General features: G+C 66.1%; 15 protein-coding genes. 10 read left to right on the top strand and 5 right to left on the bottom strand.

Annotated features, from left to right (window positions below; genetic code table 11):
- Positions 1–46: 46 nt before the first annotated feature.
- Positions 47–1,150: an alkene reductase gene (locus tag ACSQ3D_RS13595; RefSeq protein ID WP_396504202.1), complete on the top strand. Its 1,104-nt coding sequence runs from the start codon at positions 47–49 to the stop codon at positions 1,148–1,150.
- 233 nt (positions 1,151–1,383) lie between these two features.
- Here the strand turns inward: ACSQ3D_RS13595 and ACSQ3D_RS13590 are convergent, their stop codons facing one another.
- The 3 genes from ACSQ3D_RS13590 to ACSQ3D_RS13580 all read right to left on the bottom strand — a co-directional run bounded on the left by ACSQ3D_RS13590 (position 1,384) and on the right by ACSQ3D_RS13580 (position 6,296).
- Positions 1,384–1,962: a hemerythrin domain-containing protein gene (locus ACSQ3D_RS13590; RefSeq protein ID WP_056410683.1), complete on the bottom strand. Its 579-nt coding sequence runs from the start codon at positions 1,960–1,962 to the stop codon at positions 1,384–1,386.
- 233 nt (positions 1,963–2,195) lie between these two features.
- Positions 2,196–3,875 (bottom strand): methyl-accepting chemotaxis protein, encoded by a 1,680-nt coding sequence (locus ACSQ3D_RS13585; protein ID WP_396504201.1) that lies wholly within the window; start codon positions 3,873–3,875, stop codon positions 2,196–2,198.
- 111 nt (positions 3,876–3,986) lie between these two features.
- Positions 3,987–6,296 (bottom strand): heavy metal translocating P-type ATPase, encoded by a 2,310-nt coding sequence (locus ACSQ3D_RS13580; protein WP_436127267.1) that lies wholly within the window; start codon positions 6,294–6,296, stop codon positions 3,987–3,989.
- A gap of 259 nt (positions 6,297–6,555) precedes the next feature.
- On the opposite strand from ACSQ3D_RS13580, the gene ACSQ3D_RS13575 reads away from it, so the two are divergent.
- From ACSQ3D_RS13575 to ACSQ3D_RS13545, 7 genes are all read left to right on the top strand, one after another.
- The gene (locus ACSQ3D_RS13575; RefSeq protein WP_436127266.1) at positions 6,556–7,665 is read left to right on the top strand and encodes a flavodoxin family protein; all 1,110 of its coding nucleotides are present in this window, start codon (positions 6,556–6,558) and stop codon (positions 7,663–7,665) included.
- A 216-nt stretch (positions 7,666–7,881) separates the two neighbouring features.
- Positions 7,882–8,115, top strand: coding sequence for a heavy-metal-associated domain-containing protein (locus ACSQ3D_RS13570; RefSeq protein WP_056410694.1), 234 nt, complete (start codon positions 7,882–7,884; stop codon positions 8,113–8,115).
- Entirely contained in the window at positions 8,112–8,600 is a 489-nt protein-coding gene (gene cueR / locus ACSQ3D_RS13565) for a Cu(I)-responsive transcriptional regulator (RefSeq protein ID WP_436127265.1), read from the top strand. Before ACSQ3D_RS13570 ends, cueR begins: the two co-directional genes overlap by 4 nt.
- A 132-nt stretch (positions 8,601–8,732) precedes the next feature.
- Positions 8,733–10,340 (top strand): type I restriction-modification system subunit M, encoded by a 1,608-nt coding sequence (locus ACSQ3D_RS13560; protein WP_436127264.1) that lies wholly within the window; start codon positions 8,733–8,735, stop codon positions 10,338–10,340.
- Complete coding sequence (locus ACSQ3D_RS13555) at positions 10,337–12,082, top strand: restriction endonuclease subunit S (protein WP_436127263.1); 1,746 nt, start codon at positions 10,337–10,339, stop codon at positions 12,080–12,082. The genes ACSQ3D_RS13560 and ACSQ3D_RS13555 overlap by 4 nt, the downstream gene beginning before the upstream one ends.
- Positions 12,083–12,104: 22 nt before the next feature.
- Positions 12,105–13,742 (top strand): ATP-binding protein, encoded by a 1,638-nt coding sequence (locus ACSQ3D_RS13550; RefSeq protein ID WP_436127262.1) that lies wholly within the window; start codon positions 12,105–12,107, stop codon positions 13,740–13,742.
- 153 nt (positions 13,743–13,895) lie between these two features.
- A complete protein-coding gene (locus tag ACSQ3D_RS13545; protein WP_436127261.1) occupies positions 13,896–17,381 on the top strand; it encodes a DEAD/DEAH box helicase family protein in 3,486 nt (1,161 codons plus the stop codon).
- 46 nt (positions 17,382–17,427) lie between these two features.
- Here the strand turns inward: ACSQ3D_RS13545 and ACSQ3D_RS13540 are convergent, their stop codons facing one another.
- A complete protein-coding gene (locus ACSQ3D_RS13540; protein ID WP_436127260.1) occupies positions 17,428–18,279 on the bottom strand; it encodes a TetR/AcrR family transcriptional regulator in 852 nt (283 codons plus the stop codon).
- Positions 18,280–18,452: 173 nt separating this feature from the next.
- Between ACSQ3D_RS13540 and ACSQ3D_RS13535 the strand changes: the two genes are divergently transcribed.
- Entirely contained in the window at positions 18,453–19,250 is a 798-nt protein-coding gene (locus ACSQ3D_RS13535) for an enoyl-CoA hydratase/isomerase family protein (RefSeq protein ID WP_436127259.1), read from the top strand.
- 41 nt (positions 19,251–19,291) lie between these two features.
- On the opposite strand, the gene ACSQ3D_RS13530 is transcribed toward ACSQ3D_RS13535, so the two are convergent.
- Positions 19,292–20,368: a recombination-associated protein RdgC gene (locus ACSQ3D_RS13530; protein ID WP_396504194.1), complete on the bottom strand. Its 1,077-nt coding sequence runs from the start codon at positions 20,366–20,368 to the stop codon at positions 19,292–19,294.
- Positions 20,369–20,709: 341 nt separating this feature from the next.
- On the opposite strand from ACSQ3D_RS13530, the gene ACSQ3D_RS13525 reads away from it, so the two are divergent.
- Complete coding sequence (locus ACSQ3D_RS13525; protein ID WP_056410707.1) at positions 20,710–21,315, top strand: Spy/CpxP family protein refolding chaperone; 606 nt, start codon at positions 20,710–20,712, stop codon at positions 21,313–21,315.
- Positions 21,316–21,958 lie beyond the last annotated feature (643 nt).

Genomic DNA, 21,958 nt, shown 5'->3' with positions numbered 1-21,958 from the left:
CCCTGCCGACGTTTTCATCCCACGCTCTATCCGGAAGTTTCATCCCATGCCATTCCTGTCCGACCCCGTCCAAGCCGGTGACCTGCAACTGGCCAACCGCATCGCCATGGCGCCGCTCACGCGCAACCGCTCGCCCAATGCCGTGCCCACCGACCTCGTGGCCACCTACTACACGCAGCGCGCCAGCGCCGGTCTCATCATTTCCGAGGCCACCGCCATCTCGCACCAGGGCCAGGGCTATGCCGACGTGCCGGGCCTGTATGCGCCCGAGCAGATCGCCGGCTGGAAGAAGGTCACGTCGTCCGTGCACGCCGCGGGCGGCAAGATCGTGGTGCAGTTGTGGCACGTGGGCCGCGTCTCGCACACCGACCTGCAGCCCGGCAACGCCGCACCCGTCGCACCGTCGGCCATCCAGGCCAAGACCAAGACCGTGCTCATCAAGGACGGCGTGCCCACCTTCACCGAAACGTCGGTGCCCCGCGCGCTGGAGCAGTCCGAGCTGCCCGGCATCGTCGATGACTACCGCCGCGCCGCTCGCGCGGCCATCGATGCAGGCTTTGACGGTGTGGAAGTGCATGCCGCCAACGGCTACCTGATCGACCAGTTCCTCAAGACCGGCGCCAACCAGCGCACCGACGCCTACGGCGGCAGCATCGAGAACCGCGCCCGCCTGCTGCTCGAAGTGGTCAACGCCATCACCGCAGAGATCGGCGCCGGCCGCACCGGCATCCGCCTGTCGCCCGTCACGCCCGCCAACGACGTGGTGGACGCCGACCCGCAGCCGTTGTTCGACTACGTGGTGCGCCAGCTGGGCCCGCTGGGCCTGTCGTACATCCACGTGATCGAAGGCGCCACGGGCGGCCCGCGCGACATTCCGGACCGCCCCTTCGACTACAACGCGCTCAAGGCCGCATACCGCACAGCCGGCGGCCAGGGCGCGTGGATGGTGAACAACGCCTACGACAAGGCCCTGGCCGAAACGGCGCTGGCGAACGGCGCGGACATCGTGGCCTTCGGCCGCCCGTTCATCGCCAACCCGGACCTGGTGCAGCGCCTGCAAAAGGACGCGCCGTTGAACGAGGTGAACCGCGCCACGCTGTACGGCGGCGGTGCCGAGGGGTACACGGACTACCCTGCGCTGGCGGCGTGACGGGAACAGCCCGGCGGGCTGCTTGACGCTCCGCACCGTTCGCTCAGTCCACGCCATCCACACTGTTGCATCGTTCTGCAGGGTGGCATCTCACCGACCGTTCGGGCTGAGCCTGTCGAAGCCCTGCGCGGCGCTTCGACAGGCTCAGCGTGAACGGTGTGGGGTGATTTGGCAGCGCGGTGCGGGAGACTGCGAGTCTGTACAACCTCCGGCACTCTGACGCTGTCCTGCGCTCAACCCAGCCCGATCGGGCTCGGCGCCCGCATCACGATGCGGGTGAACAGGCGGTCATAGGCCGGGTCGCGCGCAGGTCCGTGCGCCAGCGGGTTGGCGTTGCCTGCAAACGCGGCGTCGATGGCGGTCCAGTCGGCCTCCGCCAGACACTTCTGCGCGGCCGGCAGCACCACGGCCTCCTCCAGCCGCATGTGCTCCAGGTAGAAGCCGACATACCTGCGCAGCGCATCCGCAAACACCTCGCGGCGCGACTCGCCCATCAGTTCCCAACCCAGCAGCAGGTGCTGCAGCTCGCGCACCGCCGCCTCGCCGCCTGCGTGTTCACGCTCCAGCTGCGCAATGGCGGCAGCGGCATCGGGCGAGCGTTCGGCCACCTTGGGGAACAGCCATTGCGATTCCTTGGGGTGGTGCTGGCGCTCGGGAAACTCGTCGATGTAGAACAGCATCGCGCGCATCACGTCGAAGAACGCGGCGGGTGCGTCGCCCGGCCCCTGGTCGAGCAACAGGCGCAGTGAATGCAGCACCGCCGCCAGCGACGCATGCTCTTCGCGAATGGTGCGCAGGCTGATGGACGGCATGGCAACTCTCCCGGGTGGACAACACAACAACAGCCCGAGAATGGCATGCAGCCGCGCCGCGGCGCATGACGCAGGTCAAACACTCCGCAACCAGCCACGCCACCGGCTCGGCAGCCGAGGCCGAAGCCAGAACGAAAGCGCTGGTGCGGCCCGCCCATGAAAAAAGCCCTGCAAGCCAAGAATGCCTGCAGGGCCTGGGTGCCCGGTCGTGCGGGCCGCGTCAGTGCGCCGTATCAGCGGGAGAGCAGTGCCCGGCCCGACGCACCGCCCGCCAGCGCCTGCCGCTGCTGTGCCGGAGCTGCCACTGGCGCAGAGTGTGAGCCGTGGTGCGCCCCACTGTGCCCCATCGAATCGGCCAGGCGGAACTGCTGCACCACCTGCGACAGGCGCGCGGCCTGCTCGCGCAGCGACTCGGCAGCGGCGGCGGACTGTTCCACCAGCGCCGCGTTCTGCTGCGTCATGCGGTCGATCTCGCCCACCGACTGGTTGACCTGGCCGATGCCGGCCGACTGCTCGGACGCCGCCGCGGTGATCTCGCCGATGATGTCGCCCACGCGCTGCACGCTGGCCACGATCTCCTTCATGGCCGTGCCCGCGCCTTCCACATGGCGCACGCCGCCGTCCACGGCCGCCACGCTGTTGTTGATCAGGCCCTTGATGTCGCTGGCCGCGGCCGCGCTGCGCTGGGCCAGGCTGCGCACCTCGCTGGCCACCACCGCAAAGCCCCGGCCCTGTTCGCCCGCACGGGCGGCCTCCACCGCGGCGTTCAGCGCCAGGATGTTGGTCTGGAAGGCAATGGAGTCGATCAGGCCGATGATGTCGCCGATCTTGCGGCTGGACGCCGAGATTTCCTGCATGCTGGAGACCGCCTGCTGCACCACCGAGCCGCCGTGCGTGGCGGTGTTCGATGCCGATGCGGCGAGCTGGTTGGCCATCTGCGAGGACGACGCCGTCTGCTGCACGGTGGACGTGAGCTGCGACAGCGAGGACACGGCCTCCTGTGCATTGCTGGCGGTCTGCTCGGTGCGCTGCGACAGGTCCTGGTTGCCCGTGGCGATCTCCTGGCTGGCCGTGGCGATGTTGCCGCTGGCATCACGCACCTGCGCCACCAGCGACCCCAGGCCCTGCTGCATCTCGCGCAGTGCGCGCTGCAGGTCGGCCACTTCGTCCTTGCCTTCGGCCTCGATCTTCTGCGACAGGTCGCCGCCCGCAATCGCCTGCGCCATGCGGCGGGCTTCTTCGAGCGGGTTGCAGATGGAGTTCATGTTCATGAGCGTGGTCGGCACCACCACCACCACGGTGATGAGCACCGCCAGCACGAAGAGCCACTTGGTCTCGCTCGATACGCGCGCCTGCTGCGCAATGGCCGTGTCCACATCGGCGCGCAGCACGGTGTCGAGCTCGCTCACGAGCTTGTCGGCCTGGTCGAACTCGGCCACGGCCTTGCCGCTCATGCGGTTGGCGATGGTGGCGGTGTCGTAGCCGCTGGCTTCGAGCTGGCGGGCCACGTGCCCGAAGAGATCGCGGTAGCTATCCAGCTTGGCGATGACCTTGCGCACCACCACGTTGTCCGCGTCTTCCTCGCCTTCCAGGAACTTCGCGGCGATCTTCTTGGCCTTCTCCTGGCTGGCCAGCCACTTGGCGTGCGCGGCCTTCACGGCCTCGGTCTTTTCATAGCCGATGATCATGTCCTTTTCGTGCTGGCGGATGGCCCCCATCTCGCCGCGCAACTCGGCCATGTAGCCCACCTTGGCGAACGAGTTGTCCACGAAGTCCTGGCTCATGTCGTGGATGCGGAACATGCCCAGCATGCCTGCGCCACCGAGCAGGCCCAGCAGCCCCAGGACCACCGCAATGGCCCCCAGCATGCGCATTCGGATGGTGAACTGCCGCATGAACGAAAAGAGATTCATGATGTGTCGTCCTTGTATCGGTATGGAGAAGCCGCGAGCCGCGCCCCCGCGCTGCTCTGCAACAAAAAGTTGCAGTTTGCCAGACATCGATGACCGTGCTGTACGTATTTATCACATGCGCCACCGCTTCAGTAAGAGGGCATTCGCCATCACACTGACCGAGCTCAAGGCCATGGCCGCGCCGGCGACCACCGGGCTCAGATAACCCAGCGCCGCCAGGGGAATCCCGGCCACGTTGTAAGCAAAGGCCCAGAACAGGTTCTGTCGAATTTTCATCACCGTACGGTGCGAGATGTCCAGCGCCGCCGCCACCAGCCGGGGATCTCCGCGCATCAGGGTGATGCCGGCTGCATGCATGGCCACATCGGTGCCGTTGCCCATGGCCATGCCCACATCGGCTGCGGCCAACGCCGGTGCGTCGTTCACGCCATCTCCCACCATAGCCACTGTCTTGCCGCCCGCCTGCAAAGCCACGACCTGCGCCGCCTTGTCCCCCGGCAACACCTCGGCCATCACCTCGCCCGCCGCGGGGTCCAGGCCCAGCCGCCGGGCCATGGCCTCGGCCGCGCCCCGGTTGTCGCCCGAGATCATCACGGTGCGGATGCCCCGCGCCTTCAGTTGCGCCAGCGCTTCCCGCGCGCCGGGCTTGGGTTCGTCGCCAAAGGCCATCACGGCGCGCAGCACCAGGCCCCCTGCTCCGTGTGTGCCTTCTGCGCCCTGTGTACTGCGCTGGGCCACGGCCGACACGCTGGCGCCTTCGGCCTGCAATGCCTGGGCGCGCGCGGCCAGCGGACCCAGGTCAACGCCCAGCTCCTGCATCCAGCGCAGGCTGCCCACCAGGTAGCTCGCCCCCTGCACCTCACCCTCCGTGCCGCGGCCGGGCACGGCGTGCACGGCGTGCACGGCATCAGGCTGCGCCATGGGCAGGTCGCGCGCCCGGGCAGCGGACACCACGGCGCGGGCCAGCGGGTGCTCGCTGCCGCTTTGCACCGCGGCCACGGCCGCCAGGACAACGCTTTCGTCCTGCCCCGCCACCACCTCGAACGCGGTGAGGCGCGGCTGCCCCACGGTGAGCGTGCCGGTCTTGTCGAAGGCCACCGTGTCCACCTTGTGCGCCAGCTCAAGCGCCTGCGCATCCTTGATGAGGATGCCGTGCTTCGCCGCCACGCCGGTGCCCGCCATGATGGCCGCGGGCGTGGCCAGGCCCAGCGCGCAGGGGCAGGCGATCACCAGCACCGCCACGGCGTGGATCAGCGCCACCTCCCCGCCCGCGCCGGCCCACAGCCAGCCCAGCAGGGTGAGCAGCGCCACGCCCAGCACCACCGGCACGAAGATGGCCGAGACCTCGTCCACCAAGCGCTGGATGGGCGCCTTGGCGGCCTGCGCGTCTTCCACCAGGCGGATGATGTGGGCCAGCACCGTCTCGGCGCCCACGGCGGTCACCGCCATCACGATGCGGCCGTCGCCGTTGATGGAGCCGCCTGTCAGGCCCGCGCCCACATCGCGCGCCACGGGCAGCGGTTCGCCGGTGAGCATGGATTCATCGACCTGCGTGTGGCCCTCGTGCACCGTGCCGTCCACCGGGATGCGCTCGCCCGGGCGCACCACCAGGCGGTCGCCCACCATCACCTCGGCCACGGGCACATCCGCCTCGCCGGCCTGGGTCAACAGGTGCACCACCTCGGGCCTGAGCGCGTGCAGCGCGCGGATGGCCGCCGTGGTCTGGCGCTTGGCACGGGCCTCCAGCCACTTGCCCAGCAACACCAGCGTGATCACCACGGCCGAAGCCTCGAAGTACAGGTGCGGCACATGCCCGGGTTGCCCCGGGTGGCCCGCGGGCGCCGTGAGCCACAGCCACACCGACAGTCCCCAGCCCGCGCTCGTGCCCAGCGCCACCAGCAGGTCCATGTTGCCCGCCAGCGCCTTCAGCGCATGCCAGCCGGCCTTGTAGAAGCGCGCGCCCAGAATGAACTGCACCGGCGTGGCCAGCGCGAACTGCACCCACGCGGGCAGCATCCACTGCTGGCCGAAAAAGTCTCCCAACATGGGTACCACCAGCGGCGCCGACAGCAGCAGGCCGATGCCCACGGGCAGGAAGCCCGCCCAGGGCGACAGGTCTTCGGCAGTATCGGCCTGCCCAGCGGCACGCGGCTCGTAGCCGGCGTTGCGCACCGCGCGGCGCACCAGCGCCTCCATGGCCGCCGCGTCTACAGCACCGGCCGCCCCGCCCGGCGCCCAGGCCACGCGCGCGGACTCGGTGGCCAGGTTCACGGTGGCGTCCTGCACACCGGGCACCTTGCGCAGCGCGCGCTCCACGCGCAACACGCAGCTGGCACAGGTCATGCCGCCGATGCCCAGGTCGAGCGAGTCCGTGACCGCGGCGAGGGATGTGGGAGAGGTACCGATAGTGTTTGTCGTCATGCATTTATGAGTTCTGGGTTGCGTATGTCGCCCCCCGCCAACGCACCAGCGCGGCCGATGCCAGTGCACCCGTGGAACCGGCTTTACCGGGCCACCGGGTGCGTCCCCTTCCCGAAGGAGAGGGGGAAGATGCTCAGCATCTCAGGGGGTGCATTGCTCTACCGTACACCTTGACATGATGGCAAGGTCAAGCGGCTCCGAGCCCTTCACGGCATGTTGTCCGATAGCACCGCCTTGCCCTGCAGCGCTCAATGGCCGCATGACGACCGGCCCCACACCCACCCAAAACACCACGCCCCCGCAACCCCGCACCGGCCAGGCCCCGCCCCCGCTGGAGCGCGCCGAATTCCGCGAGCGGTTTCTGCAGGACTTTCGCGACCCGCGCTTTGCCGACGAAGCCCCCGACGCGCTCGACCGCATCGAGGCCATCGCCTGGCGCAACTACGACGAAGGCCGCAAGGCCCCGCGCACCCGCAAGGCCGGGCCGGGCTATGCCGACCCGGACTACGACCTGTCGGTGGATTGGATCGAGGCCAAGGAGCGCATCGACGCCGCACGCACCCGCTGGGCCGACAAGGCCGCGCCAGCCCGCGCACTGCTGGTGTGCGGATCGGCCCGCAACGACGGCACCTGCCCCGGCGAGATCTCCAAGAGCTGGCGCATGCTGAACATGGCGCGCGACGTATTGGCGGGCGCGCAGATCGAAGTCGACCTGCTCGACCTGAGCCGCGTCACCTCCGACTACGGGCGCCACATCCATCCGTGCAAGGGCTGCGTGTCCACCGCCATGCCGCTGTGCCACTTTCCGTGCAGCTGCTACCCCAACCATGCCGAGCGCCAGACCGGCGACTGGATGAACGAGATCTACGAACGCTTCACCGCCGCACATGGCGTGATGATCATCACCCCCGTGTACTGGTACCAGGCCCCAAGCCCGCTCAAGCTCATGATCGACCGCCTGGTCTGCGCCGATGGCGGCAACCCCGACCCCACCACCACCCACGGCAAGAAGGCCACCGAGGCCAAGGCGCTGGAACTGGCGGGCTGGGACTACCCCAAGCACCTGGCCGGCCGCGCCTACGCGCTGGCCGTGCACGGCGACGTGGCCGGCATCGAGATGACGCGCCGGGGCCTGTCTGACTGGCTCGACTGGATGGGCTTCATCGACGCCGGCCCCAAGGCACGGCTGGACCGCTACATCGGCTACTACGAAAGCTACGCCCAAAGCCACGAGGTGCTGGACCGCGATACCGCCATGCAGGCCGAAGTGCGCGGCGCCGCCGAGGCGCTGTCCGTGGCCATCACCGAACTGCGCGCAGGCCGCCTGGTGCAGCCCGACGCCGGCGTGCGCCGCCCCCGGCCCAAGTAGTTCGTTCAAACAAAAAGGCCCCTACCGCTGGATGGAAGTGCGCTGGCAGCTATATTTTCAATAGCAGACAGTCCGCACAGCCGCGCCCGGCCTGCCCACAGGCCGTGGGGTCGTTGCATGGGCCTTGACCTTGCCATCGTGTGAAGGTTTACGCTGGCGCCCTGACACCTTACCGATACCCGTCGGACCACCCCCACAGGACTTCCAGGAGCCACCATGACCACGAACGACACCCCCCATGCCGCTTCCTCCACCCAGCTCTTTGACGTGCAGGGCATGACCTGCGGCCACTGCGAGCGCGCCGTGACGCAGGCCGTGCAATCCGCCGACCCCGGCGCCACCGTGCGCATCGACCGCAGCACCGGCCGCGTGGAAGTCGGCAACGCCACCACGCCCCGCGCCGCCCTGGCCGCGGCCATCGCCGAAGAAGGCTATACCGTCGCGCCATGAGCGCCGCCACCGCCCCCCGCGCCCCGGGCCTTGCGGACAGCAGCAGCAAAGGCACTGGCAAAGCAGCCATCCCCCACGGCCGGCCCCTGACCATCGGCGAGGCCGCCCGCAGCGCGGGCATCTCGGCCCGCATGGTGCGCCACTATGAGTCCCTGGGCCTCTTGGCCGCCGTGGCCCGCACCGACAGCGGCTACCGCCAGTACACCCAGGCGGACGTGCACACCCTGCACTTCATCCGCAGAAGCCGCGACCTGGGCTTCTCGATGGAAGAGATCGCCGAGCTGCTCGCCCTGTGGCACGACCGCAGCCGCGCCAGCAGCCAGGTCAAGCGCATCGCCCAGGCCCACATCGACGACCTGAGCGAGCGCATTGCCTCGATGCAGGCCATGCAACGCAGCCTGCAGACGCTGGTGTCGTGCTGCAAGGGCAACGAGCGGCCAGATTGCCCGATCCTGGATGACCTGGCGGGGGCGGCGGGCGGTTGACTCCGTTTTTGATAGCTGCTGGCGCCTATCAGGCAAGCGCTACAGGCCAAAAACAGCACAAAACAGCCCAGACAGGCAGCGCCTGACCATGGCAGACTCGCCGCTTTACGTTCTTTGGCTGCGCGCTACCCCATGCTTACCGGTGAATTGAGAAACAAGGTCGATCAGGTCTGGAACGCGTTCTGGTCCGGCGGCATCGCCAACCCCATCGAAGTCATCGAGCAGATCACCTACCTGCTTTTTCTGCGCGCGCTCGACAGCGACCAGACCCGCGAAGACAACAAGGCCCTGCGCCTCAAGACAGCGCCGGTGCGCATCATCCCCGAGGGATTCGACCCCAACGGCAGGCCATTGGAAAACATGCGCTGGTCACGCTTCAAGAACATGGCGCCCGCCGACATGTTCGACGTGCTCAGCAACCAGGTCTTCCCCTTCCTGCGCGGCCTGCAAGTGTCGGGCGGCCCTGCGGCTGAAACCGCGTTTGCGCACCACATGCGCGACGCCCGCTTCACCATCCCCACACCCGGCCTGCTGGCCAAGGTGGTGGACCTGCTCGACACCATCCCCCTGGACGACCGCGACACCAAGGGCGACCTGTACGAGTACATGCTCGGCAAGATCGCATCCGCCGGGCAGAACGGCCAGTTCCGCACCCCGCGCCACATCATCGATTTGATGGTGGCGCTCACCGCCCCCACGCCCCAGGACACCATCTGCGACCCCGCATCGGGCACCTGCGGATTCTTGGTGGCCGCAGGCGAATACCTGCGCCGCACCTACCCCGACATGCTGCGCGTACCCGCCCAGAACAAGCACTTCCACAACGGCATGTTCCACGGCTACGACTTCGACAACACCATGCTGCGCATCGGCAGCATGAACATGGTGCTGCACGGCGTGGAGCACCCCGCCATCGAATACCGCGACTCGCTGGCCGAAGGCGCGGCGGGTGACGCCGAGGCCTACAGCCTCATCCTGGCCAACCCGCCCTTTGCGGGCAGCCTCGACTACGAAAACACCGCCAAGGATTTGCAGCAAACCGTCAAAACCAAAAAGACCGAGCTGCTCTTTCTGGCCCTGTTCCTGCGCCTGCTCAAGACTGGCGGGCGCGCCGCCGTCATCGTGCCCGACGGCGTACTGTTCGGCAGCAGCAAGGCCCACAAAGAACTGCGCCGCAAGCTGGTAGAAGAGCAAAAATTGGATGCCGTCATCAGCCTGCCCGGCGGCGTGTTCAAGCCCTACGCGGGCGTCAGCACCGCCATCCTGCTCTTCACCAAAACCATGAGCGGCGGCACCGACCAGGTGTGGTTCTACGACATGCAAGCCGACGGCTGGAGCCTGGACGACAAGCGCCAGCCCCTGCTGGATACCAGCCTTTTGGGCCTGCAGCGCTTTAAGGACGGGCGCAGTCAGCTATCAGAAGCAGAGCACGCCAAAAACAACCTGCCCGACGTGCTGCAGCGCTGGCGCTCTCTCCAAACCGTTCGGGCTGAGCCAGTCCAAGCCGGGGCGCAATCCCACCCCTCCCCTGAACTCACCCGCCCCCGCACCGCCCAGAGCTTTTGCGTGCCCAAGGCCGATATCGAGGCCAATGGGTATGACCTGAGCATCAACCGCTACAAGGAAGTGGTGCATGAACAGGTGCAGCACCTGGCGCCAGGGGAGATATTGGCGGAGCTGCGGGCGCTTGAAGAGGAGATTGCGCGGGGGATGGGGGTGTTGGAGGGGATGTTGAAGTGAGCGCGAAATTCCCAACCGCCAAGCTGACAGACATTGCCGAGCTAAACCCCACGCTGGGCAAAAAGCTGCCAGCGGAAGAACTAGTTTCTTTTGTGCCAATGGCGTCACTGAGCGCCGAATCTGCCAAGGTAGAAACGACACAAGATCGGCCCTACGCAGAAGTAGCCAAAGGCTTCACGCCGTTTCTCGATGGCGATGTATTGGTGGCAAAGATCACCCCTTGCTTTGAAAACGGAAAAATTGCCCAAGCCCGCTTACCGCGTCCACATGGCTTCGGCTCCACAGAGTTCCACGTCGTTCGGGCACGCCATGGGATCGCAGAGTCGCGGTATCTGCACCATTACCTGCGGCTCGAAGAAGTGCGTGCAAATGGTCAGCGCCGCATGACAGGCAGCGGCGGGCAAAGACGGGTTCCTGCAAGTTTTCTCGCTGATCAGGCGATCCCCCTCCCCCCGCTGGAAGAACAACGCCGCATTGCCACCATCCTCGATCAAACCGAAACCCTCCGAACCCAACGCCGCACCGCCCTGGCCCTGCTCGACAGACTCACCCAGTCCCTCTTTCTCGATATGTTTGGGGACCCACTGGACAACACCAAGCGCTGGGAGTGGCGCTGCATGTCAGAGCTTTTCGAGACCTCTCCAATTTTTGGAACGATGATCCCTGCTGAAGCAGAGAAAGGCTCATGGCTATGTCTTCGAGTCGCCAACATTCAAGACTGGCAGTTGACGCTTGAAGATAAGAAGTACGTTGATTTGCCCACATCAGCCATTGAGCGGCACAGCGTCCAAGCGGGAGACCTGCTCATGGCGCGGGCAATCGCTAGTCAGGAGCATCTTGGTAAATGCGTGGTAGCTCAACCGGGAGACGAGTTGTGGGCTTTTGACTCTCACCTCATGCGCTTGAGGTTCCGGGCTGACAAAGCGTTACCTGAGTTCATTCGGCAAATGCTCAGAACACCGGGAGGCCGCAATATCTTTCTGAACGCTTCTCGGAAATCATCCGTGCAATACAACATCAACACGAAGGAAATTTCTGCCTTGGAGGTGCCACTTCCCCCCCTCCCCCTCCAACAAACCTTCGCCACCCGCATAGCCTCCATCGAAGCCCTCAAAACCACCCACCGCCGCGCCCTGGCCGCGCTGGATGCGCTGTTTGCCTCGCTGCAGCAGAGGGCCTTCAGTGGTGAGTTAACTCTGGCTGCCCCACGCTCTCCGGCCCAAAGCCTTGCGCAATTGCAGCAACTGGAAGCGTCCATCGGCCTAGAAGCATTGATCTTCATTGCCAAGCGCATGCCCGATGGCGATCTCTACAACTCCCTCAAGGCGATCTACTTTGCGGACAGGCACCATCTGGAGCACTACGGACACCAGATCTACAACGAGACCTATTGCGCACTACCCCATGGCCCGGTCCCTCAGTCGGCTTACGACGCCACGCGGGTGCTTATTGGCGAACGGATGTTCAGCGACTTTGACGACGACGCCATGCGTGCCGCCCTGCGCCGCAATGACAAGAAACTCACGGCCCTGCGTGATGCCGATTTCAGCAAGCTCAGCCGGTCGGTGGTGGAAAGCCTGGAATGGGCCGTCCGTTACTGCAGCGACATGAAGTTTGGGCAGACCAAGACGGCATCGCACGACAGCGCCTACGAGCGCACACCCAAGAACGAGGTGATCCCGCTGAAATACATCATCGATACGTTGCCGCCTGAGGCCCGTCAGCGCCACTGGAATCTCTAAGCTCCACAGTCCAGCCCACGCCATGCCCACCTCCGTCACCCAGCTTCAACAATGGCTGCTTGAACCCGAAGGCCAGCGCCTGGAGTTCAAGGAGGCCAAGCAGCGCTACGACTTTGAAAAGCTGCTCAAGTACTGCGTGGCCCTGGCCAACGAGGGCGGCGGCACCATGGTGTTTGGTGTGACGGACATGCGGCCCCGGCGCATTGTGGGCACCCAGGCTTTCGAGGAGCCGGGCCGCACCGAGGCAGGCTTGCACACGCGGCTGGGACACCGCATTCCGGTGGAAGAGCTGTTGCTGCCCGAAGGGCGCGTGGTGATCGTTCACGTTCCGCCACGCCTGCCGGGCACAGCATGGGAGATCGATGGCCGTTACTTCAAGCGCGCAGGTGACGACCTGGCAGCCCTCAGCGGCCAGGAGTTGAGGGAGATGTTTGCCGAAACAGGCCCCGACTTTTCAGCCCAGCCTTGCCCCGGTGCCACGCTGGTCGACCTGGAGCCCGAATCCATCGCCCTGTTCCGCGAGCGCTGGGCCCAAAAGACCGGCGACCCACGCAGGCGCGAGCTGAGCGACCTGCAAACGCTGCGCGATACCGAGCTGCTGGTAGACGGCGACCAGGTGAGCTATGCAGCGCTCATCCTGTTTGGCACGCGCGCGGGCCTCACGCGGTGGCTGGCGCAGGCCGAGCTGGTGTTCGAGTACCGCTCGTCCGAAGCCGCAGGCCCGGCGGCCGACCGCGAGGAATACCGCGCGGGCTTCTTTGCCTGGCAAGACGCGCTGTGGAAAAAGATCAACCTGCGCAACGACCGGCAGAGCTACCAGGACGATTTCTTCCGCATGGACCTGCCCACGTTTGACGAGGTGCCCGTGCGCGAGGCCTTACTGAACGCGGTGGCCCACCGCGACTACCGCCTGGGCGGCTCCATCTTTGTGCGCCAATTTGCCAAGCGGCTGGAGGTGGTGAGCCCCGGCGGCCTGCCACCCGGCATCACACCCGAGAACATCATTGACCAGCAATACCCACGCAATCGCCGCCTGGCCGAGGCATTGGGGCGCTGCGGGCTGATCGAGCGATCCGGCCAAGGCCTGAACCTGATGATGGAAAGCGCCGTGCGCCAGGGCAAGCCCCTGCCCAGCTTTGCAGGCACCGCCGCGCACGAGGTGCGGCTGACGCTGGAGGGCGGCGTGCGCAACCCGGCGTTTGTCCGGTTCATGGAGAGGCTGGGGGACGAGACGCTGCGCAGTTTTTCGACGCTGGACTATCTGGCGCTGGAATGCCTGGAGCAGGGCAAACCGCTCAGCCCCACACTGAAAGAGCGCTTGCCCAGCCTGATGGCGGTGGGTGCCGTTGAGTCCATGGGCAGAGGCCGAGGCACCCGCTACATGCTCTCAGAAGCCCTGTATGCATCCTTGGGTGCTAAAGGCACCTACACGCGTCAACGCGGCCTGGATCGCGACACGAACAAGGCGCTGCTGCTGAAGCATGTGATGAAACAGGGGGAACAGGGTGCCCCTGTGTCGGAACTGCAGCAGGTGCTCCCCACACACTCAGCGAGCGCATTGCGGAGCCTTCTGCTGGAACTGCGGGCGGAAAACAAACTGGCCCTGAAAGGCGAGCGCCGTTGGGCCCGCTGGTATGCAATAACGCATAAAAGTGTTTAGCAGTGCTTTATAGAACAAAAAATATTGTTTAAAAACAATGACTTATATAAGCTGTTTAAAGCAAATTTCCCTGTGCAGGGCTTTAGATAGCGGGTTAAACCACTGCCCAATGGGTTGTGTACCAGTGGACTGGATGACAAAGAGGGAGTCCCCGTGAGCAGCGCTACATCGAACTTCAGCTTTCTGCAACCCGACTGGCCCGACCTGCTGGCCGAAGCCCGACGCGCCGAAGCCGCCGCCCATACAGACCCCCGCACCGCGTGCTTCTACGCCCGCCGCGCGCTGGAGCTGGCCGTGGCTTGGTTGTATCAGGCTGAATGCGGCCGGGGAGGCAGCCTGCGCATGCCGTACAAGGCGGATTTGTCGGCTTTCCTGTTCGAGCCCAGTTTTCAGCAACTGGTGGGGCCGACGGTGCACACCAAAATGGATGTGATCCGCCGACTGGGCAACCAGGCTGTGCACCATGCCCGCCCGGTGCCACCGCAAGATGCGCTCAATGCATTGCGCGAGCTGTTCCATGTGGCGTTCTGGCTGGCGCAGCACTATGCGCGCCGCGTGGGTGACCGGCCTGCGGCAGGCCTGCAGTTTCGCGCTGACCTGCTGCCCCGCCCTACCACCGTCAACACCACCACAGCCGCTGAACAGGCTGCCAGCCGCGCCGCCCAGGCTGCAGCACAAGAGGCACTGGCCAAGCAGGCCCAGGCCTTGGCCGAACGCGATGCCGCCCTGCGCGAGGCCGCCGCCCGCAATGCCGAGCTGGACGCGGAACTGGCCCGCTACCGCGCGGAGATCGCCGCCGCCAAGGCCGCCAATGCTGCGCAGCCCGCCACAGCGCACGACTACAACGAGGCCGCCACGCGCGACCTGTTCATCGACCTGCTGCTCAAGGAAGCGGGTTGGGCACTGGACCAGCCACGCGACCGCGAGTTTGAAGTGCAGGGCATGCCCAACAACGCTGGAGGTGAAGGCAAGGGCTTTGTGGACTATGTGCTGTGGAGCGGCGAAGTGCCGCTGGCCATTGTTGAAGCCAAGCGCACCCGCCGCAGTGCCAACGAAGGTCAACAACAGGCCCGCCTGTATGCCGATTGCCTGTCAAAGCAGTACGGCCACCGCCCCGTGATCTATGGCACCAATGGCTACGAGCACTGGATGTGGGACGACCTGGCCAGCCCATCACGCCCAGTGCAAGGCTTCCACACCCGGGACGAGCTGGAGCTGATGGCCCAGCGCCGCACCACGCGCAAGCCATTGGCCGGCTTGCCCATTGCGGCAGGTATTGTGGAGCGCCATTACCAGCAGCGCGCCATCCGCCGCATTGCCGAAACGTTTGAGCGCGACCAGCACCGCAAGGCATTGGTGGTGATGGCCACCGGCGCGGGCAAGACCCGCACGGTGATCGCACTGGTGGACCTGCTGATGCGCGCCAACTGGGCCAAACGCGTACTGTTCCTGGCCGACCGTGTGGCGCTGGTGAACCAGGCCGTGAACGCCTTCAAGGCCCACCTGCCCGACGCGGCCCCCGTGAACCTGGTGACCGACCGTACCACCGAGGGGCGGGTCTACATGTCGACCTACCCCACGATGATGGGCCTCATTAACGAAAGTGCGGGTGGAGGAAAACGCCGCTTTGGCGTGGGGCACTTCGACCTGATCGTAGTGGACGAAGCACACCGTTCCATCTACCAGAAGTACCGCGTCATCTTCAGCTACTTCGATGCGCTGCTGGTGGGCCTGACGGCCACGCCCAAGGATGAGATCGACCGCAACACATACAGCCTGTTCGGCCTGGAAAGCGGCGTACCCACCGATGCCTACGGGCTGGACGATGCCATTGCCGAGGGCTATCTGGCCCCGCCTCGGGCGGTGTCGGTGCCGCTGAAATTCCAGCGCCAGGGCATTCGCTACGACGAGTTGAGCGACGACGAAAAAGAACAGTGGGATGCACTGGAATGGGATGAGGAAGGCGGTGACGCCCCCGATGAAGTGAGCGCGGAAGCCGTCAACAAATGGCTGTTCAACACCGACACGGTGGACAAGATGCTCGGCCTGCTGATGGACGAGGGCCACAAGGTGGCGGGCGGCGACCGCCTGGGCAAGACCATCATCTTTGCCAAGAACCAGAAGCACTCCGAGTTCATCCAGCAGCGCTTTGATCTGAGCTACCCGGAATACCGGGGCCAGTTCGCTCGCACCATCACGTTCAAGACCGAATACGCCCAGTCGCTCATCGACGACTTCTCGCAAAAAGACCGCATGCCACACATCGCCATCTCGGTGGACATGCTGGACACAGGGATCGATGTGCCTGAGGTGGTGAACCTCGTGTTCTTCAAGATCGTGCGCTCCAAAGCCAAGTTCTGGCAGATGGTGGGGCGCGGCACGCGGCTGTGCAAGGAGCTGTATGGCCCGGGGCAGGACAAGAAGGACTTCTTGATTTTTGACTTCTGCCAGAACCTGGAGTTTTTCAGCCAGGAACTGGAAGGCAGCGAAGGTGCCTTGGCACAGCCGCTATCGCAGCGGCTGTTCAATGCACGCCTGGAGCTTATCGGCCTGCTGGATCTGCGCCAGCAGATGCATGGCGTGGCCGAGGAAGCGCAGCAGTCCTTCGTGCTGACCGAGCCTGTCATCCGCCGCGATACCGCGGCGCTGCTGCACAGCATGGTGGCAGGTATGTCGCTGGACAACTTCGTGGTGCGCCCCCAGCGCCGCTGGGTGGAGACCTGGGCCGTGCTGGATGCGTGGAAACGGCCCACGACCGAACAGTTGGCCGAGGTGGCTACCCACCTGTCCGGCCTGCCCACGGCTGTGCGCGATGACGATGAGGATGCCAAGCGCTTTGATGCACTGCTGCTGAACACGCAACTGGCGCTGCTGCGCAGCGAGCCTTCGTTGCCCCGCCTGCAAGTCAAGGTGCAGCAACTGGCTGACAGCCTGCTGGAGCTTTCCAATGTGCCCAGTGTGCGTGAGCATCTGCTGTTGATCGAGGCCATCGCGGGCGATGAGTGGTGGCAGGACGTGAACTTGCCCATGCTCGAACAGGCGCGGCGCAAGCTGCGAAGCCTCATCAAGCTGATTGAAAAAAGTGGCCGCAATGTGGTCTATACCGACTTCGAAGACGACATTGGCGAGACGACCGAAGTGGCCTTGCCATTGGTCGCGAGTGCAGTGGACTACGAACGTTTTCGCTCCAAGGCCAAGGTCTTCCTGCGCGCGCATGAAGACCGACTGGCATTGCACAAGCTGCGCCGCAATCAGCCCCTGACCGCTGCCGACCTGAAGGAGCTGGAAGCCCTGCTGCACGAAGCGGGCGGTACCGACGGTGACATCCAGCGCGCCGTTGCGCTGCACACCAGCCTGCAGGTGTTTGTGCGTTCTTTGGTGGGCCTGGACAGGGAGGCAGCCATGGCCGCATTTGCCAATCTGATTGCGGAAGGTACTGCCAGTGCCAGTCAACTGCAGTTCGTGGAAGAGATCGTGCAGCACCTGACGGAGCATGGCGCCATGCCCGCTGCGCGGCTATACGAGTCACCTTTTACCGACATCCACTCGCAGGGGCCTGACGGCGTGTTTGAAAGCCACAAGGTGGAGCAATTGTTCCAAGCGCTTCATGGATTTGAACTGCAGCAGGCAGTTGCCTGAAGCCACGCAACCAATCCTGGGCCAGCCCATTTCACGCGCGAAAGCATCAACGGGTCTTACCCGCGGCTTTTGAAGCTGCGACTTCTTGCTCTGTTGCTTTCGCAGCGCTGCGTCTGCGCACGGGCTTGTTGGCGACGGGAGATCCTGGAGCTGGCTTTGAAGCAGACACAGACGGCGGCACGGCTTGTGCCATCCCCGTGCCATCCACCCGCCGCACCACCCCACCCATCAACGTACCAATGCACTGCTCCGCCACCTGCTCGGGCGTGTACTGCCCGCCGGGCTGGTACCAGCGGCCGATCCAGCTCAGAGCGCCCGCAATCACAAAGGCCGTCATCTTCGGGTCGCAGGGTGCGAGCGAACCTTCTGCCACGCCCTCGGTCACCAGGCGGCGGAACTCCTGGTCGACGGCGGACTTGAGGCGGCGCAGCTCCTTGCGGGCCGCGGGGGGCAGTTGCTCGTCGCCGATGCGGATCAGGCACATGCCGAAGTCCTGCGTGACGATGCGCGCATAGACCTGCATGCAGGTGATGAGCTGGTCGATGGCCTGGCCGCCGGCTGCGCGCGAGGCGTCGATGCCCTCCAGCATCATGGTCAGGCCCTGGCTCACGCACTGCAGCAGGATCTCGTCCTTGTTCTTCACGTAGTAGTACAGCGTGGGCTTGGTCACGTTCAGGCGCGCGGCGATGTCGTCGAGCGAGGTGGCGTGAAAGCCGCGCTCGTTGAACAGTTGCGCGGCCGCCTGCAGCACGGCGTTGCGCTTGGCCTCGCGCTGGCGCTCGCGGGGCGACACCGGGGCCGCCATGGCGGGGGCGGCGGCGGTCGCGGCAGCACCACTTTTGCGCCGGGGCGTGGGGGCCGTCGCAGCCGTCGCGGCAATGGTCGTCGTCTTGGTCATGTGCGTATTAGAGCCTTTTCGACGACCGGTCCGCCCGGGGCCCAGGCGCCGCAGCGCCCTGGCGGCGGCGCCCGACCGGGGGAAAACCCCGATGCCGCGGGGCCGGCCGCGCCGCCACTATCAAAACAGGAGCTATCAGCGCTCTGCCACCAAGCACCACAAGCCCTTCGGACATGACCAACACCGCTACCGACCCCACCGCGCCCGTGCTGCTGGAACGCGACGGCCCCATCGCCACGCTGCGCTTCAACCGGCCCGACGCGCTCAACGCCATCGACGTGGCCATGGCCAACGCTTTTCTGGCCGCGGTGCAGGCCCTGGCCGCCGACCCTACGGTGCGCGCCGTGGTGCTGCGCGGCAACGGCCGGGGCTTCATGGCCGGTGGCGACCTGGCCACGCTGCGGGCCCACCCGGTGCAAGGCGCCATCGACATCCTCACCCCGCTGAACCAGGCGCTGCCGCTGCTGGCGCAGATGAACGCCCCCGTCATCGCCCAGGTGCACGGCGTGGCCGCAGGCGCGGGCCTGAGTCTGCTGCTGATGGCCGACTACGTGCTGGTGGCCGAAGGCACGCGCTTCAACCTGGCCTACATCAACCTGGGCACCAGCTGCGACGTGGGCGCATCGTGGGCGCTGCCCCGGCTGGTGGGGGTGCGCAAGGCGCTGGAGATCGCCCTGCTGGGCGACGCCTTCACCGCCGACGAGGCCCTGCGCCTGGGCCTCGTCAACCGCGTGGTGCCGGCGGCGGAGCTGGACGCGGCCACCGCCGCGCTGGCAGCGCGCTTGGCGAGCGGCCCGACCCAGGCCTACGGCGCGATGAAGCGCCTGATGCGCGATTCAATGGACCGCACGCTGCCCGAGCAGCTGGCGGCCGAGGCCGCTGCGTTCGTGCAGTGCGCGGGCACGCAGGATTTCCAGAGCGGGGTCGACGCGTTCCATGCGCGCCAGAGCCCGCGGTTCACCGGGCGCTGAGAGCGATTGCCGGGCGTTGAACTCGCCCCTGGCGAGGGTCGTCAGAACGGCGCCGATTCGGGGTCTGTGTCCACTGGTGCCGTGGCCGGCCCGGTGATCGCGCGGCCCGTCACATCCTTGCCTCGGGGCGGCGCCGGCACGGCGGCCGCCAGGCCGGAGCCGGAACCCGGGGCCGATGACGGAGCGCTGTCGCCACCCGCCGCCACCGCCTGCGCAGCGCTGGCCACGCCGCTTTCCGCCTCGCCGCCCAGGGCCTCGATCAGGTCGGGGATCAGCTTGACCAGTTCGCCCGTGGCAATGGCCACGTCGGTGTCGAAGCCGCTGTCGTCGGACTTGGTGCCCTCGAACACCGTGTCGAGGAACGACACCTTCTTGATCTGGAAGCCCTCGGTGAGCATGAACGACACGCGGTCGTCCCAGGTCATCGCCAGCTTGGTGGGCAGCTTGCCGGCGTCGATGTGGGCCTGCACCTCTTCGATGTCGAGCGCGTGGCGGGCGTAGCGCACCACGGACTTTTCTTCGCTGGCGCTTTTGAGCTCGCACTCGCGGTCCACGGTGAAGCCCACGGGCGGCTCCTGCTCCTTGAGCCAGTGCGACATCGCGGCCTGCGGGCTCGTCTGGGTGTTGATCAGCGACACCGACAGGCCGGGCAGCGACTCGACCAGCAGTGTGACGACCTCATCGGCGCGGCCCTGGCTGGAGGTGTCGAGCACCAGCAGGCGGGACGCCGTGTCGATCCAGATCCACATCGAGCCCTGCTTGGTGAAGGCCATGGGCAGCAGGTCGAGCTTGGCCTCGTCCTTGAGCTCCTTGCTTTCCTTCTTGCCGGGCTTGCGGCCGGTTTCCTGCTCGATGCGCTCGGCCTTTTCCTTCACCCTGCGCGCCAGCACGCTACCGGGCAACACCTTGGACTCGACCATGAAGCGCAGGATCCACTGGCCCCCGACCGACTCGGCCAGCGGGCCGTGGGCGTCGCCGCGTGGCGGCACCCAGCCCAGGGACTTCTCCTGCGTGGCGCCGCACTCCATGAAAGGCGCCTTGGCCAGCGCTTCCTCGACCTGGGTCAACTCCACCTGCCATTGGGGGGCAATGCGGTACACGATCATGTTCTTGAACACGGGACAACCTTCTTCTCTTCTAGGCGTTGAGCGAACAACGGGCAAACGGCGAATCCGCCATTGTCGGGGCTGCGGGCACCGGTCTCGCGCCGCACCGCAGGCTTCGGCGCATCCTTAGGGAGCATTGCTACATATTTCATAGCTGTCAACGCCGGATGGACGAGCGGTAGAGGCCGATACCGCCCCAAGGTCCGCGCCGCGTACGGATCTTCTTGTCACAACTTTACACAGCCTCACCCAGTGGGCACGGCGGCGATACATGGCAGGCGGACACTGACCCTCAACCGCTGAGCCAACCTGGCACAGCGGGCTGCCACCTCCACCGTGAAAGGACTCACACCATGGCTTTCCAACTTCCACGCCGCTTTGTCGCCACCGCTGTTCTGGCTGCCCTGGCCCTGCCCGCTCTGGCACAACCGGCACCTGCCAGCCCCGCAGCCGCCCCGGCGGCCGCCAGCGCCACCGCCCCCGAGGGCCGCCACGCCCGCCAGGCCGGCGAGCCGCGCCGGGACCACCACGAACGCCACCAGGCCCGTCAGGCCCACCAGGCAAAACGCATGGCGGCCTTGAAGGACCAGCTCAAGCTGACGCCCGCACAGGAATCCGGCTGGACCACCTTCACCACGGCCCTGCAACCGGGCGAGCGCACCGCGCGCCTGGACCGCAAGGACATGGACAAGCTGACCACGCCCGAGCGCATCGACCGCATGCGAGCCCTGCGCGCCCAGCACGCCGCCGAGGCCGACCGCCGTGGCGAGGCCACCAAGGCCTTCTACGCCACGCTGACGCCCGAGCAGCAAAAGACGTTTGACGCCCAGGCGCACCGCCACCACCGCGGCGGCCCCCACGGCGAAGGCCGCCCCGGCAAGGGCGGCGAGCGCCACCACCACGGCGACGCAGGCAGGCCCGCACCCGCACCGGCCGGTGCGGCCATGCCTGCCAAGTAAACCAGCGGCAGCCGCAAGGCACGCCACCACCCACGGCCCGGGGTCCTGCAAAGGACCCCGGGCTTTTTCCTTGGGAGCACGGCCCGCTGTTTTGGGTCGGCGCAAAGCAGCGCGGTGCGGTGCGGCACACAGGCTGGCCGCACCAGTGCGCCTGTGGATAAGTCTGGGGAGACTTTTCGAACAACCGGGCAGTTATCCACACAAAGATGCCGGCGGCCGAAGTTGTTGTCTGCCGGCCCCGAAGTTCAACCCCTGCGTCCCACAGTGTTTGAAGCGACGCAAGTGCGCGCCAGCATTGGCAAATCCGGCCTTGTCCACAGAAACAGGGCGGCTCTACTACTACTGCTATTTATATATAGATCTATCAATGAATAACAGAACACCCCGAATCCGGGACACCGGGACCGCCTGCTGACGCCTTAACGAGCGTCTTTGCGCACCCGGTAAAGCGGCCGATGCCACGGCCCGAGCGGCAAATCTGGCGCACATCGCTCCCCTGAGGGTGGGGGCGGTCCAGAGAGCGTCCATCAGCGGGTGCCTGCCCATGCACAGCCGGCACTCGCCAGACGGCCCGTCACGCGCCCGCCCAGCCACACCGCAGCGGTGGCGAGGGCCTCACCGACAACGACTTCGAGCGCCTGCC

It is taken from the genome of Acidovorax sp. LjRoot117 (assembly GCF_964252695.1).
In the GTDB taxonomy this organism is placed as follows: Bacteria; Pseudomonadota; Gammaproteobacteria; order Burkholderiales; family Burkholderiaceae_C; genus Acidovorax.
Note: the sequence above shows the minus strand (reverse complement) of the source record. Positions and strands in the feature narration are given on the sequence as shown.